We start from the raw sequence: 13,419 nt of genomic DNA on the forward strand, positions 1-13,419 counted from the left end.
AAAATGAAGAAATACCTATCCATGCTGTGCATGGCCGGCGCGGCGTCGCTGACATTGTGCGCGCCATCCGCTTTCGCCAGGGAGTTCCGCGATGCGGATGTGCAGCCGGCCGACTACCCGACGGTCGCCGCCGTCAACTACATGTCCGACCTGATGAAGCAGCGCAGCCAGGGCAAATACGGCATCAAGGTCTATCCCAACAGCCAGCTGGGCAGCGAGCCTGATACGGTGGAACAGGTAAAGCTGGGAGCGATTGAATTCACCCGCACCCACGCCAGCGTGCTCAACGCCATTTGTCCGGAAACGATGCTGCCTTCGCTGCCGTTCGTGTTCCGCGACAAGGAACACATGCGGCATGTGCTGGACGGGCCGATCGGCGACGAAATCCTGCGCTCCTGCGAATCGCATGGCCTGGTCGGCCTGGCGTTCTACGATTCAGGCGCGCGTTTCTTCTATACAAAAAAGCAGATCAAGAACCTGGCGGACCTGAAGGGCATGAAAATCCGCGTTCCGCAGTCCGAGCTGTCGGTGGCGATGCTGCAGGCGCTGCACGCCAACGCGACGCCGATGGCGACTTCCGAGGTTTACACCGGGATCAAGAGCGGCATCGTCGACGGCGCGGAAAACAACTGGCCTACCTACCAGACCGCGCATCATTTCGAGATCGCGCCATACGTGCTGCTGGATGAACACGACATGACGCCGGAAATCCTGCTGATGTCGAAAGTGATCTTCGACAAGCTGTCGGCCGACGACCAGAAAATGATCCGCCAGACGGCCAAGGCGTCGGTGCCTTACATGCGCAAGCTGTGGGACGAGAAAGAAATTTCCTCGCGCGCCATTGTCGAAAAGGCCGGGGTCCACATCACGGCAGCGAACAAGGCGGAATTTCAATCCAGCATGGCGCCGGTCTATGCGAAATTCGTCACCACGCCTGGCATGAAAGACATGCTCAAGCGCATCCAGGACACCAAGTAAGGTCGCGCCTTCTCTCTCCATCAAGGAACCGGTCATGACACATGTCAATAAAACCGGCGACGCGATTGACGACAAGCTGCCCGTCGCCTTGCTGCCGCCGTTCACGTTTCTCACCCGCTGCAACGCCTGGCTGTCGCTGATGTGCATGCGGCTGGCGGTGGCTGGCCTGGTGCTGATCGCGGTTGCCGTATTCGGCCAGATTTTCGGCCGCTATGTGCTCAACAACAGCCCGTCCTGGACCGAGGCGCTGGCCTTGCTCATGGTGCTGTACGTCACCAACATCGGCGTCGCCGTCTGCGTGCGCGACGACCGCCACATGGGCGTCGAACTGCTGACCGGCGCGCTGCCGCCGAAAGTAAGGGTGCCGCTGAAGATCTTCATCCACCTGCTGGTCATCCTGTTTGCGGTCCTGATGATCTGGAACGGCTGGATCCTGGGCCGCCAGATCATCGACTACATGATCCCCAACCTCGGCGTTTCACAGGGTTTGACCTATTGGCCGCTGATGCTGTCCGGCAGCCTGATCGTCCTGTTCTCGATTGAACACATCATCGCGTTGCTGCAACGTACAAGGGTTGTCCCATCATGGCATTGACTCTGCTGTCGCTCAGTTTCCTGGTGCTGCTGCTGATCGGCGTGCCGATTTCGTTTTCGATCGGCTTGTCGGCCATCGCCACCATCTTTTATGAAGGTCTGCCGATCGCCGTGATCTTCCAGCGGATGACGGCCGGCATGAGCGTGTTTTCCTTCCTCACGATTCCCTTCTTCATCTTCGCCGGCGAGCTGATGCTGTACGGCGGCATCGCCGACCGCATCATCCAGTGCGCGCGCGGCGTGGTCGGCCACATCCGCGGCGGGCTGGGCATGACCAATGTGCTGGCATGCACCCTGTTCGGCGGCGTATCGGGCTCGCCGGTGGCGGACATCTCCGCCATGGGGGCGGTCATGATCCCGATGATGAAGCGCGAGAATTACGACACCGACTACGCGGTCAACGTCACCACCCATTCGTCGCTGGTGGGCGTGCTGATGCCGACCTCGCACAACATCATCATCTATGCACTGGTCGCCGGCGGCGGCGTGTCGATCACCACCCTGATCCTGGCCGGGCTGCTGCCGGCCCTGATCCTGACCCTGGCCAATCTTGCGGTGGCCTACCTGGTGGCAGTCCATCGCGGCTATCCCGCCGGCACCTTCCTCGGCTGGCAGGTAGCGTTGCGCAGCATCTTGCGCGCGGTGCCGGGGCTGATGGTGGTGGTCATCATCATTGCCGGCATCACTTCGGGCGTCTTTACGGCGACCGAGTCGGCCGCCATCGCCGTGTTTTATGCGCTGATCCTCACCACCCTGGTGTACCGCAGCCTGAGCTGGGCCGATTTCCTGAAGGCGGCGGTGAAATCGGTCAAGACCACCGGCGTGATCCTGATGCTGATCAGCATTTCATCCGCATTCGGTTACCTGATCAGCCTGTACAGCGTGGCCGATACAGTGGGCGACGCGCTGATGGCGGTCAGCAGCAACCCGATCGTCATTTTCCTGCTGATCAACCTGGCCTTGCTGCTGTTCGGCACCTTCCTCGACATGGCCGCGCATATCCTGATCTGCACGCCGATTTTCCTGCCGATCTGCGAACACTTCGGCATGGGGCCGGTGCAGTTCGGAATGATGTTGCTGATCAATTGCTCGCTGGGATTGAATGCGCCGCCGATCGGCGCGGCGCAAATCATCGGCTGCACCATCGGCGGCATCCGCATGGGAGAAATCATGCGCACCATCTGGCCGTTTTATCTTGCGCTGCTGTTCACCTTGATGCTGGTGACTTTCGTGCCCGGATTTTCGTTGTGGATACCGGGGTGGTTCGCTTAGCGGCGTTTCTTCCATCACGGCGGGCATGGCCATGTCCGCCGCCATTCCTTTTGCTTTTGCGGGCGCGCAAACCTGCAGCGCCGGCATCTGGTAGCATCCTGTCAGGCACCGGCTTGTCCTGATCCAGGCGTTCGCGCTGGATGCCGCTGGATTCGGCGGCCGCAAGCTTGGCCTCCCTGCAACATCCCCGACATTTATTTTTGATACTGACAGGAACACTCATGAGCGTTACCACCCAATGGATCGACATCCAGGCCGCCGACGGCACGTTCGGCGCATACCTGGCCGTCCCGCATACCGGCAAGGGCCCCGGCATCGTATTGCTGCAGGAAATTTTCGGCGTCAACGAACACATCCGCTCGGTCGCCGAGCAATACGCCGCCGACGGTTACGTGGTGCTGGTGCCGGACCTGTTCTGGCGCAGCGGCAGCCATATCGAGCTGGTTTACGACGAGGCCGGCTGGAAACGCGCGGTCGAGCTGATGCAGGCCACCGATTTCGCCAAGGCGCAATCGGATATCGCGCTGACCGTTGCGGCACTGAAAGCCCGGCCTGAACTGGACGGCAAGCTGGCCGTCATCGGTTATTGCTTCGGCGGCATGCTGGCGTACAACACGGCGGCCGACGGCCTGGTCGACGCGGCGATCGCATACTACGGCGGCGGCATCCAGAACCAGCTGCAGCGCGCCGGCGACATCAAGGTGCCGCTGCTGATGCATTTCGGCGGCGCCGACAGCCATATTCCGCTGGACGCCGTGCAGAGCATCGCCGAGCGTTTTGAAAACAATGAGGATGTCGAGGTCCACATTTATCCGGGCGCGGAACATGGCTTCAATTGTTCGCACCGTTCCAGCTACCACCAGCGCGCCGCGGCGGAAGCGCACGGCAATTCGCTGACTTTCCTGAGCGACAACCTGTAAGGCGTGCCCGGCCGGAGGCGCTGTCGCGGCCTCCGGCTTCGGTTCTTGCAAAAAAAAACGCCAACCGCTGAAGGTTGGCGTTCATGAAATACGTCCTTGCCGCTATCGCTACTTTGCCGTCGCCGGAGTTTCTGCAGCCGGCGTCCGCAGCGGCGCGTTCTTCACATAACGGTCGAACCAGCGCAGCATTTCATAGACCAGCTGTTCGTTCGATTCCATCGCCGCGTACCAGTGCGGTTCATGCGGCAGCATCACCAGCCGCGTGACGCCGCCGTTGCCGCGGATCGCTTCGTAGAGCTTGCTGGCCTGCAGCGGCGTGGTGCCCGGATTGGCGTCGTCCGCGCCATGCACGATCAGGATCGGCGTCTTCATCTTGTCGGCGAAGAAGAACGGCGATACCTTCAGGTAGACATCCTGCGCTTCCCACACTGAACGCTGCTCGTTCTGGAATCCGAACGGCGTGAGCGTCTTGTTGTAGGAGCCGCTGGTGGCGACGCCGGCCCGGAACAGGTCGGAGTGCGCCAGCAGGTTGGCGGTCATCAGCGCACCGTGGCTGTGGCCGGTGACGCCGATGCGGTCGGGGTCGGCCACGCCCAGCCGGACCGCTTCGCCCACCGCGGCCGTGGCGTCGGCGACCAGCTGCTCCATGTAGGTGTCGTAGGCTTTTTTCGGATCGCCGACGATAGGGAAGGCGGCGTTATCGATGATGGCGTACCCGGCCAGCAGCAACAGCTGGTACTTGCGCAGCCGCGTGAAGGTCTCTTGCGAGCCGGTGGTCTGGCCGGCCTGCGAGGCGTCGGCGTAATCGAGCGGGTAGGCATACAGGATAGTCGGCACGCGTGTGCCTTCCTGGTAGCCGGGCGGGGTGTACAGGGTAAACGACAGATCGAGGCCGTCGGCGCGTTTGTATTTCACCAGGCGCTTCTTGATCTGGCGCACCACCGGCGTCGGATCCGCGATCTGGGTGACAGCTGTACTGGTCGAAGCGAAGGCGGCTTCGCCGGCGGCGGCGTCAAGCGGTGCGCCGAGGGTGCGGACAAAGGCGTTCGGCGCTTCGGTCACCGATTGGCGCCAGGTCAGGAAGGTGCGCGCATCCGGTCCGGCAAAACCGAGGAACTGCTCGTAGGACGTTTTGTCGCTGCGGAACAGGCGTTCCGGTTTCAGCGTCTTCAGGTCGAGCTTGTCCAGGAACGGGCGGTCGCCGCCAGGCGAGGCGCCGGCGCCGCTGAGGAAGATCGCATCGCCATCCTGGCGCAGCACCCAGGCGCCGTTCGGCAGCTGGCGTTTCACCGGCGTGCCTGGATTGGCATATTTCTCGTCGGTCGACAGGTCCCACAGCAAGCGCGGCTGCTGCTGCGGATCGTCGACATTGACCAGGAAACTGCGCCGCCAATGGCGGGTGCGATCGTATTCGTGCATCAATGCGAGGCTGGGCTGCTCGGTCCAGGCGATGCCCATGTAACGCTGTTCGGTGCGCGTGATTTCCACCGCCGCCGAGCTGAACGGCGCCTTCTGCAGCATCAGCTTGTCGCGCGCCGGCACCTTGGTTTTCCAGTCGCCGCCGTCCAGCGCTTCAGCCCAGACCAGCGTCGCCGGCTCGGTAGCGCGCCAGGTGAAGTCGCGCGGGCCGAGTGCGACGCCGCCGATCGGGACCCGGTCCGCCAGCGGCAGCGAGGCGATATGGTGCACTGTCATGTTCTGGCGTTTGGCGAGATCCCAGACTTCCACTTCTTGCGGAAAGCGGTCGAAGGTAGTTACGTAGGAATAGGGTTTGCGGATCGAGGTCACCAGCAGGTGCCGGCCATCCGGCGCCGGTCCCAGCGATTCGTAGCGGCCCGGCGTCCCGACCGGCGTGACCGTCGCGCTGGCGGCGTCGACCAGCGCCAGCTGCGAAGCTGCGTAGTAGTCGAACAGGTCTTCGTCGTGCCTGTTGTTGAGCGTGTCGCGGTTTTCGTAGGTGCTGCTCTGTCCTTTGCCGCCATCCGATTCCTGGATGCTCGGGCCATTCGGCACGGCCGGTTCAGGCGGCGGCGGACCCATGCGCTGGGGAACCAGCTTGACCAGCAGCGTCTTCTGGTCGGGCATCCATTGCAGCTGGTCTTCCAGCATCGGGTTCAGGCGCGCGCCCGGGACGCGGCGTACAACGCCGCTGCTGGCGTCGCCGATCCAGAGCTCAACCGAGTCCTTGGCGATATTTTCAAACGCAAAGCGCTTGCCGTCGGCGCTCCACAGCGGCCGTCCCGGGCAGGCGCCTGCCGGCAGCGCGACAGGAGCCTGGGCGCCATCGGCGATATGCACCAGGTCAAAGCTCCTGGCGCAGGGAGTGATGCCGTAGCCGCCAGGGGTGTCGTGCTTGCTGTGATTGCCCGGTTCGACGCGCACCCCGGCCAGGCGCAGGAAGGGCGCAGCCACGCGCGAAATCGAAGGGTATTCCTGCCAGGACACCAGCAGCATCCGGTCGCGCGTCGGGCTCAGCACCGGCAACGGCGGCGACGGCGCGCGCATGACGTCCAGGATTTCCTTGGGCGGCTGGTTGTAGCCGGAGGCGGATGCCGGAGCCGCGGCCGGCGACGCTGCGGTTGCGGCATGCGGCGCCGTCGTGACGCCGGCCGCAAGCAGTGAGACCCAGAGACAGGTCAAGGTGGATTTTATTGCCATTAATGTCCTCAGTTCGATTCGTCTGCAACAAGGGTTTTGCCAGCTTGTGGCTGGCCTTGCTGATATTGCCATTTGACTCTGGAAAAAGGGTCATTTTTTTTCGGATTTTTTTAAAAAAACTCGCACGGCTCGGGTAAGCGCCGTTTATGATAATATACGAAACGTATATGAATCGTATAACTGGAACAACGCCATGGGCATCGTCAAAATCTCCGATCTAATGCATGACAACCTCCGCACCGCAAGCGATGCGCTGAGCCGATCCATCAATGCCCAGGCTGAACACTGGATGCGCATCGGCATGCTGTCCGAGCTGCATCCGGAGCTGTGCCACGGCGAAATCTGCCAGCTGCTGATGCGCGCCAGGCAGGCGGGCGACGAAAGCCTGGCGTTTTTTACGCAGGAAACGGCGGCTGCGCCTGCCGCGGCGAAGGCGGCGCGGAAGGCCGTGCGATGAGCCGGCCGGACTGGATCAAGTCGGCGGCCGGCATCGCTAAGGCGCGCATCGCCGGCGGCCTGGCCGCCGATGTGCTGCGGATGATCGCGGAGCATGTGAAACCCGGCGTCAGCACCGAGGAACTGGACCGCCTGTGCCATGACCATATCGTCCACGTGCAGCAAGCGATACCGGCCAACATCGGCTACCACGGCTTCCCGAAGACGATATGCGTCTCGGTCAACCACGTGGTTTGCCATGGCATCCCGTCGCCGCAGAAGATCTTGAAGAAGGGCGACATCATCAATATCGATGTCGCCGTCATCGCCGACGGCTGGTTCGGCGACACCAGCCGCATGTATTTTGTCGGCGAGCCCAGCCCGCTGGCGCGCAGGCTGGTGGATACGACCTACGAAGCGATGCGGGCCGGCATCCTGCAGGTACGGCCCGGCGCCACGCTGGGCGATGTCGGCCATGCCATCCAGGCCGTGGCCCAGCGCGAGCGTTTCAGCGTCGTGCGCGAATACTGCGGGCACGGCATCGGCCAGGTCTACCACGAAGACCTGCAGGTGCTGCACTACGGTAACCGCGGCGAAGGGCTGCGCCTGGAGCCCGGCATGGTGTTTACCATCGAGCCGATGCTCAATGCCGGCAAGCGCGAAACCAAAGAACTGGCCGACGGCTGGACCGTGGTCACCCGGGATCATTCGCTGTCGGCGCAATGGGAGCACATGGTCGCGGTGACGGCCGACGGCTTTGAGCTGCTGACGCCCTGGCCGGACGGCACCGGCTCCTATGCCGCGATCGCCTGAGAAATTTTTTTCACCCAGCCACAATATTCCTTATTGTGAAACGTCTTCATTGGTATGAGCCCGCCGAACAGCCCGCAGCCGATGAACGACCAAGACCGAGACATCACTGCGACTGTCTTGCGTGAGCGCGCCAGGCTCGGGAATTTCATCCTGCGCCGGGTGCGCGATCCGGACGAAGCGGACGATATCCTGCAGGATGTGTTCCAGGAATTCGTCCAGGCCTACCGTCTTCCCGCGCCGATCGAACAAGCGAGCGCCTGGCTGTTCCGTGTCGCGCGCAACCGCATCATTGACCGTTTCCGCAAGAAGAAAGAGCAGTCGGTAAACGAGATCGGTGAAATGAGCGGCGATCCTGACGGCGAAGACAGCGAGTACCGGCTCGACCTGGCGCTGCCGGCGCCCGACGGACCGGAAGCGGTACACGCCAGGTCGGTCTTGCTGAGAGAGCTGCAGCAAGCCCTCGACGAACTGCCGGCCAGCCAGCGCGATGTGTTCGTCGGACACGAACTGGAAGGGCTCAGTTTCAAGGAAATGGCGTCGCAAAGCGGCGTTGCCGTGAATACCCTGCTGGCGCGCAAGCGCTACGCGGTCTTGTACCTGCGCGCCCGGCTGCAGGCGGCATACGACGAATTCGGCATCTATTGAGAGTTTCACAATTCGTGACAGCGCCACGGCAGGAATCTTCTGGGGTCAGAGTTATCTGGGGTCAGAGTCAACTTTCGCAGTGCTTCATCGCGAAACTTGACTCTGACCCCAGATGACGGATTCGGAGAAAGGCAGAGCGCACAGTGCGGTTTTGTTTTTTTTCAGCGATGAGGCAGCTACTCCGTGGCCCGCTAAGTGGGGTCAGAGTGAAGTTTCTGCAAAAAGCGCGCAGAAAGTTCACTCTGACCCCAGTTAGCTGCGGTTGTTGATCGCATGGAAAACCGGGCAAGGGCTTTGTCATGTTTTATGAAACTCTCAATAAGTCGACATATGAATTGTGCCTATGGATTGGCACGTGAATTGACACGCAAAGGAGCAGGAAGATGAAAGCGAGATTTTTTTGGAAATTGCTGATGGTGCTGGTGGTTGCCGCCGTGCTTGGCGGCGCTGTCATGGTGCTGTGGAACCTGGTGATGCCTGGCCTGTTCGCCGGCATCCTCCAGATCGATTACTGGCATGCGCTCGGCCTGCTGGTCCTGAGCCGGATCCTGTTCGGCGGATTCCGCGGGCACGGCGGATGGCACGGCCGCCGGCAATGGCAAAAATGGCAAGCAATGACGGCGGAAGAGCGCGAGCAGTTCCGCAAAGGCCGTTCAGCCCCTTGCAAGAAAAACGAGGAATAAGCGTGGCTGATACCTCGACCGCCGGCTGCAAACAGGAACCGGGAGCGATCGTCCCGGTGGTCAACCTGAAGCGCTGCGAAGGCAAGGGCGACTGCGTGGAGGTATGCCCGGAGAACGTGTTCCAGGTCCGGCGCATCGACGACAGCGATTATCAAAACCTTGGTACATTACAGAAATTCAAATTGCGCGTGCACGGCATGCAGGTCGCCTATACGCCAAACGCCGATGCGTGCCGGGCATGTGGTCTGTGCGTCAGCGCGTGTCCTGAACATGCCATTACCCTTAGCCGCATATGACCGAACCTACGAATCCACCTGCCACAACCTCGCCATCGCAGTTCTCCCGTTACCAGAAGTTTGTGGTCGGCATGCTGGCGTTCCTGCAGTTTGCCGTCATCCTCGATTTCATGCTCATGTCGCCGCTGGGCGCCGTGATCATGCCCGCGCTCGCCATCGGTCCGAAACAGTTCGGGCTGGTGGTCTCCGCGTACGCGTTCAGCGCCGGCCTGTCAGGATTGCTGACAGCCGGTTTCGCCGACCGTTTCGACCGCAAGAAGATCCTGCTGTTCTTTTATGCCGGCTTCATCATCGGCACATTATGGTGCGGTCTGGCGCAAAGCTTCGAGAGCCTGCTGCTGGCGCGTATCGTCACGGGCCTGTTCGGCGGCGTCATCGGTTCGGTGGTGCTGGCCATATCGACCGACCTGTTCCCGCTGCAGATGCGCGGCCGCGTGATGGGCCTGATCCAGACCGCATTCGCCGCCAGCCAGGTGCTGGGCATTCCGGTCGGGCTGTACCTGTCCAACCGCTGGGACTGGCATGTGCCGTTCCTGGCGATGGCGGTCCTGGGCGTGTTCGGCGGCCTGTTCGTGACCTGGCGCATGCAGCCTGTCACCGCCCACCTTGCCATACCCCAGGAACACAGCCCGTGGATGCACCTGTTCCACACGGTCACCGAGCCGCGCTACCTGATGGCTTTCGCGACGACGGCGTTGCTGACCACCGGCGGCTTCATGCTGATGCCCTTCAGCAGCGCCTATGCGGTGAGCAACCTCGGTATCGACCTGCACAGCCTGCCGACGGTCTACCTGGTCACGGGGCTGTGCACCATCTTCTTTGGCCCCATGATCGGCAAGGCCGCCGATGCATTCGGCAAATTCCGCGTGTTCATACTCGGCACGGTGCTGTCGATCACCATGGTGCTCATCTATACCCACCTCGGGCCGACCTCGCTGCCCCTGCTGATCGTCGTCAATGCGTTCATGTTCGTCGGGATATTCTCGCGCATGATTCCGTTCCAGGCGCTGGTGTCGTCGGTACCGGTCAGCACCCAGCGCGGCTCCTTCAACGCCATCAGCGCTTCGATCCAGCAGCTGTCAGGCGGTGTCGCCTCGGTCGTCGCCGGCCATATCGTCACGCTCGGGGCGGATGGAAAACTGCAGCATTTCGACGATGTGGGTTATGTCGTCGTCGGCACCTCGCTGGTGGCGCTAATGCTGCTCTGGCGCCTGCAGCGCAGCGGGCCGACGACGCAACCCGCAACCGCCGTTTAAAGCGCAATCGCTTGATTCTCAAACGGCGTGATGTCTTGATGCGCCTGTCTTTTCTCCAGCCAATTCCTGGCGCGGCCACCTGAATCCGGCCGCATGCCTGGCGATCTATTGTCCGCTGCGCGCTTCCGCCAGCGCAATGGTCAGGTGCTGCACTTTCTTTTTCAGCTGGTCGCGCTCCTGGGTGAGTTCAACCACCTGCTGCAGCAGGCGGTGAATTTCGATTTGTTCGGGCGTGGCGTCATACGGCGGCGGATCCTGTTCGGGCTTCGGCGGCAGCCGGGCTTCGCGCACCTGCCTTGCTGCCTGGCGCAATTCCTTTTTTCCTCCGGCAACCGCCGCTACCTGCTCCTCGCTGGGCAAGGAGGCTACGGCCGCCGCGGCGTTGATGGAAATCAGGCCCGACTTCACGGCGCCCACCAGCTCAGGCGCTGCCGTCTTCTGGATTCTTTCGATCTGCCCCAAGGTCGCGCTGCTTACCCGCGCGGTGCGCGCAACGGCTTCCCGGGTCCATGGCGGGTCGCCGTCGGACTGGGCAGGGGTCTCGGTCCCGGTGGGCTGCGCAGCCGATTGCCGGGCCTGTTCCTGGCGCGCCGCCACGATCTCTTTCTTGCGCAATGCGAGCACGCCGCGCTGGAAATCCGATACGCTGCGCCGTCCCAGATGATTGTCGATCATCCACAGGTGCACGTCTTCGACGGATTGGAACGTATGGTTTTGCATGGTGTTGAATGGAATCCGATGCTTCTGGCAGATGCTGTAGCGGTTGTGCCCGTCCACCAGCAGGTCGCCCCACAGCACCAGCGCATCGCGGCAGCCTTCCGCCAGCAGGCTGCGTTCCAGCGCGGCGAATTCGTCTTCGGTCAACGGATCGATATAAGCGCGGAGGTCTTCGTTGATAGTGATGGTCATGGCTTCAGAAGGAATAAAATGTTAGCGTGGCAATGGCGGCCTGTTGTTCTATTCCGTGCGGCGGGATAGTCTGGATCCGATTTTACCTCGCGCATGGCATGTTTATTGCCTAAAAAATGTGCATGTCCGCCAATTCCGATGCATCAAGCATCGGGATGGCGCTTAGATAAACGTCTTCGTAAGGGTGCCCTGATGAGATTCGCAAAACTCCTGCTGTTGTCCCTCGGACTGTGCATCATGGCAGTGCAAGATGCGCGGGCCGATGCCCTGGCCGATATCCAGAAGCGCGGCGTCCTGCGCATCGCCGTGCCGCAGGATTTTGCGCCGTTCGGATCCGTCACCTCGGACATGAAACTGCAGGGACTGGATATCGATGTCGCAACGCTGGTCGCCAGGAACATGGGGCTGAAACTTGAGCTGGTGCCGGTCACCAGCGCCAACCGCATCGCCTATCTGCAGACGCGCAAGGCTGACCTGGCGATTTCGACATTGGGCAAGAATGCCGAACGCGAAAAGGTCATCGCCTTTTCGCAACCATATTCACCCTACAACAACAGTGTCTTCGGCCCCGCCAGCTTGAAAGTTGCGGGCGCTGCCGACCTCGCCGGAAAAACCATCGGCGTCGCACGCGGGACGTTCCAGGACAGCCAGCTGACAGAAACCGCGCCGCCCAGCGCAGTGATCAAACGCTACGAGGACAACAACGGCATGATCTCGGCCTACCTGTCGGGCCAGGTGCAGCTGGTCGGCACCGGCGATTTCGTCGCTGTTGCGCTGGCGGAAAAAGCCGCCAGCAACAAGCCGCAAATGAAATACATCATCCAGGAATCGGCCTGCTACGTCGGCCTGCTCAAAGAGGAGCCGGCGCTGATGGCGAAAGTGAATGCCGCGCTGACCCAGGCCAAGAAGAACCATGAGTTGAACGCGATCGTGCAAAAATGGCTGAACGTGCCGTTGCCAGGGAAACTGGCAGTCCAGTTTGACTGAACTGCCGGCAACGGCCGCTGAGGCTTGGCGGCCAGGATTGGCCGTTTAAGGCCGCTGCACCGCGTCGATGCCAAGCACGCTGGCATCGGCGGCGCCGTGTCCCGCGGCGATGAGCTGGTCCATCCTGGCTGCGACCGCTGGCAGGGCTGCCATCGGCCGGTTGCCGGTCGTTTCCAGCATCAGCCGCACATCCTTGCGCGCCATCGCCAGTTCAAAGCTCGGGGTGAAATTGCCCTTTGCCATGTTCAGGCCGCGGCCGGTCACCATCCCGTTCAAATCAAGCAGCCCCAGCAGCTTGATGGCGTCCTCGCCATCCACGCCGCTCGCTTGCGCCAGGGTGAGGATGTCGGCCACCACCGCGGAGAGGCCGATGATCACGGCGTTTCCAAACAATTTGTTTGCTGCGGCAAGGTCGCTGCGTTCGCCCAGGTATTCGAGACGTCCTGTCATCTTGGCGAGATCGGCCTGCACGGATTCGAACAGCGCCTTCGGGCCCGCGACCATCATCGTTCCCTGGGCATTGCGAGCGGCCGGCGGTCCCATGAAGACGGGACAGTGCAGGTATTTCACGCCGGCCGCATGCAGCCGTTCAGCCCGTTTGGCGGTAAGCGCCGGCAAGGTCGTGGTGTGGTCGATCAGGATTGCGTCGGGCGATAGGCCAGCGCGCGCCGCCGCGATAAGCTCTTCGACCACCGCGTCGTCTTTCACCACGATATGCACCCGTGCAGCGCCTCGGACCGCTTCGGCGGGCGTTGCAGCAGCCTTCACGCCGAACTGGGCAAGGGCGTGCACCTTGTCGATGGAACGATTCCATGCGGTTACCGAATCGCCGCGTTTTGCGGCGGCCTCAGCGAATGCGCCGCCAAGCAACCCGGTACCGAGAAAAGCAATGTTTGCCATGACTGTATCCTTTTGAAATTAAATCTGAACAACAGAATGGCAAAATATAACACCGGAAAAATTTGTCCGAGCG

General features: G+C 61.7%; 14 protein-coding genes. 11 read left to right on the forward strand and 3 right to left on the reverse strand.

Annotated elements, in window-relative coordinates; genetic code table 11:
• The first annotated feature begins 3 nt into the window (after positions 1-3).
• From BM062_RS13905 to BM062_RS13920, 4 genes are all read left to right on the forward strand, one after another.
• Positions 4-978 (forward strand): TRAP transporter substrate-binding protein, encoded by a 975-nt coding sequence (locus BM062_RS13905; protein WP_092397797.1) that lies wholly within the window; start codon positions 4-6, stop codon positions 976-978.
• Between the two features lie 34 nt (positions 979-1,012).
• Positions 1,013-1,573: a TRAP transporter small permease gene (locus BM062_RS13910; RefSeq protein ID WP_175501004.1), complete on the forward strand. Its 561-nt coding sequence runs from the start codon at positions 1,013-1,015 to the stop codon at positions 1,571-1,573.
• Positions 1,564-2,844: a TRAP transporter large permease gene (locus tag BM062_RS13915; RefSeq protein ID WP_092397799.1), complete on the forward strand. Its 1,281-nt coding sequence runs from the start codon at positions 1,564-1,566 to the stop codon at positions 2,842-2,844. Before BM062_RS13910 ends, BM062_RS13915 begins: the two co-directional genes overlap by 10 nt.
• Before the next feature lie 221 nt (positions 2,845-3,065).
• Positions 3,066-3,764: a dienelactone hydrolase family protein gene (locus tag BM062_RS13920; protein WP_092397801.1), complete on the forward strand. Its 699-nt coding sequence runs from the start codon at positions 3,066-3,068 to the stop codon at positions 3,762-3,764.
• A gap of 108 nt (positions 3,765-3,872) precedes the next feature.
• Here BM062_RS13920 and BM062_RS13925 read toward each other — a convergent pair whose 3' ends face one another.
• Positions 3,873-6,422, reverse strand: a complete 2,550-nt coding sequence (locus BM062_RS13925; protein WP_092397803.1) for a S9 family peptidase — start codon at positions 6,420-6,422, stop codon at positions 3,873-3,875.
• Between the two features lie 193 nt (positions 6,423-6,615).
• Here BM062_RS13925 and BM062_RS13930 point away from each other — a divergent pair, with 193 nt between their 5' ends.
• From BM062_RS13930 to BM062_RS13955, 6 genes are all read left to right on the forward strand, one after another.
• Positions 6,616-6,879: a ParD-like family protein gene (locus BM062_RS13930; RefSeq protein WP_092397805.1), complete on the forward strand. Its 264-nt coding sequence runs from the start codon at positions 6,616-6,618 to the stop codon at positions 6,877-6,879.
• Positions 6,876-7,670 carry a type I methionyl aminopeptidase gene (gene map, locus BM062_RS13935; RefSeq protein ID WP_092397807.1) on the forward strand — a complete coding sequence of 265 codons (795 nt, stop codon included), beginning with the start codon at positions 6,876-6,878 and terminating at the stop codon, positions 7,668-7,670. Before BM062_RS13930 ends, map begins: the two co-directional genes overlap by 4 nt.
• 54 nt (positions 7,671-7,724) lie before the next feature.
• Entirely contained in the window at positions 7,725-8,315 is a 591-nt protein-coding gene (locus BM062_RS13940; protein WP_092397809.1) for an RNA polymerase sigma factor, read from the forward strand.
• A 383-nt stretch (positions 8,316-8,698) separates the two neighbouring features.
• A complete protein-coding gene (locus BM062_RS13945) occupies positions 8,699-8,998 on the forward strand; it encodes a hypothetical protein (protein WP_092397811.1) in 300 nt (99 codons plus the stop codon).
• Positions 8,995-9,294: a 4Fe-4S binding protein gene (locus BM062_RS13950; protein ID WP_371326590.1), complete on the forward strand. Its 300-nt coding sequence runs from the start codon at positions 8,995-8,997 to the stop codon at positions 9,292-9,294. The genes BM062_RS13945 and BM062_RS13950 overlap by 4 nt, the downstream gene beginning before the upstream one ends.
• The gene (locus tag BM062_RS13955; protein WP_092397815.1) at positions 9,291-10,550 is read left to right on the forward strand and encodes an MFS transporter; all 1,260 of its coding nucleotides are present in this window, start codon (positions 9,291-9,293) and stop codon (positions 10,548-10,550) included. The genes BM062_RS13950 and BM062_RS13955 overlap by 4 nt, the downstream gene beginning before the upstream one ends.
• 105 nt (positions 10,551-10,655) lie before the next feature.
• On the opposite strand, the gene BM062_RS13960 is transcribed toward BM062_RS13955, so the two are convergent.
• Positions 10,656-11,459: a ParB N-terminal domain-containing protein gene (locus tag BM062_RS13960; RefSeq protein ID WP_092397817.1), complete on the reverse strand. Its 804-nt coding sequence runs from the start codon at positions 11,457-11,459 to the stop codon at positions 10,656-10,658.
• 192 nt (positions 11,460-11,651) lie between these two features.
• Between BM062_RS13960 and BM062_RS13965 the strand changes: the two genes are divergently transcribed.
• Entirely contained in the window at positions 11,652-12,446 is a 795-nt protein-coding gene (locus tag BM062_RS13965) for a transporter substrate-binding domain-containing protein (RefSeq protein ID WP_092397819.1), read from the forward strand.
• 45 nt (positions 12,447-12,491) lie between these two features.
• On the opposite strand, the gene BM062_RS13970 is transcribed toward BM062_RS13965, so the two are convergent.
• Complete coding sequence (locus tag BM062_RS13970) at positions 12,492-13,346, reverse strand: NAD(P)-dependent oxidoreductase (protein ID WP_092397821.1); 855 nt, start codon at positions 13,344-13,346, stop codon at positions 12,492-12,494.
• Positions 13,347-13,419 lie beyond the last annotated feature (73 nt).

The sequence above is a fragment of the Collimonas sp. OK412 genome, from assembly GCF_900112135.1.
Classification (GTDB): domain Bacteria; phylum Pseudomonadota; class Gammaproteobacteria; order Burkholderiales; family Burkholderiaceae_D; genus Collimonas; species Collimonas rhizosphaerae.

Bases quoted from the DNA above. Each gene is read 5' to 3' on its own strand.
- BM062_RS13940 (WP_092397809.1), top strand. From the start codon at position 7,725: ATGAGCCCGCCGAACAGCCCGCAGCCGATGAACGACCAAGACCGAGAC.
- BM062_RS13915 (WP_092397799.1), top strand. From the start codon at position 1,564: ATGGCATTGACTCTGCTGTCGCTCAGTTTCCTGGTGCTGCTGCTGATC.
- BM062_RS13925 (WP_092397803.1), bottom strand. From the start codon at position 6,422: ATGGCAATAAAATCCACCTTGACCTGTCTCTGGGTCTCACTGCTTGCG.
- BM062_RS13910 (WP_175501004.1), top strand. From the start codon at position 1,013: ATGACACATGTCAATAAAACCGGCGACGCGATTGACGACAAGCTGCCC.
- map (WP_092397807.1), top strand. From the start codon at position 6,876: ATGAGCCGGCCGGACTGGATCAAGTCGGCGGCCGGCATCGCTAAGGCG.
- BM062_RS13955 (WP_092397815.1), top strand. From the start codon at position 9,291: ATGACCGAACCTACGAATCCACCTGCCACAACCTCGCCATCGCAGTTC.
- BM062_RS13930 (WP_092397805.1), top strand. From the start codon at position 6,616: ATGGGCATCGTCAAAATCTCCGATCTAATGCATGACAACCTCCGCACC.
- BM062_RS13945 (WP_092397811.1), top strand. From the start codon at position 8,699: ATGAAAGCGAGATTTTTTTGGAAATTGCTGATGGTGCTGGTGGTTGCC.
- BM062_RS13960 (WP_092397817.1), bottom strand. From the start codon at position 11,459: ATGACCATCACTATCAACGAAGACCTCCGCGCTTATATCGATCCGTTG.
- BM062_RS13970 (WP_092397821.1), bottom strand. From the start codon at position 13,346: ATGGCAAACATTGCTTTTCTCGGTACCGGGTTGCTTGGCGGCGCATTC.
- BM062_RS13920 (WP_092397801.1), top strand. From the start codon at position 3,066: ATGAGCGTTACCACCCAATGGATCGACATCCAGGCCGCCGACGGCACG.
- BM062_RS13965 (WP_092397819.1), top strand. From the start codon at position 11,652: ATGAGATTCGCAAAACTCCTGCTGTTGTCCCTCGGACTGTGCATCATG.
- BM062_RS13905 (WP_092397797.1), top strand. From the start codon at position 4: ATGAAGAAATACCTATCCATGCTGTGCATGGCCGGCGCGGCGTCGCTG.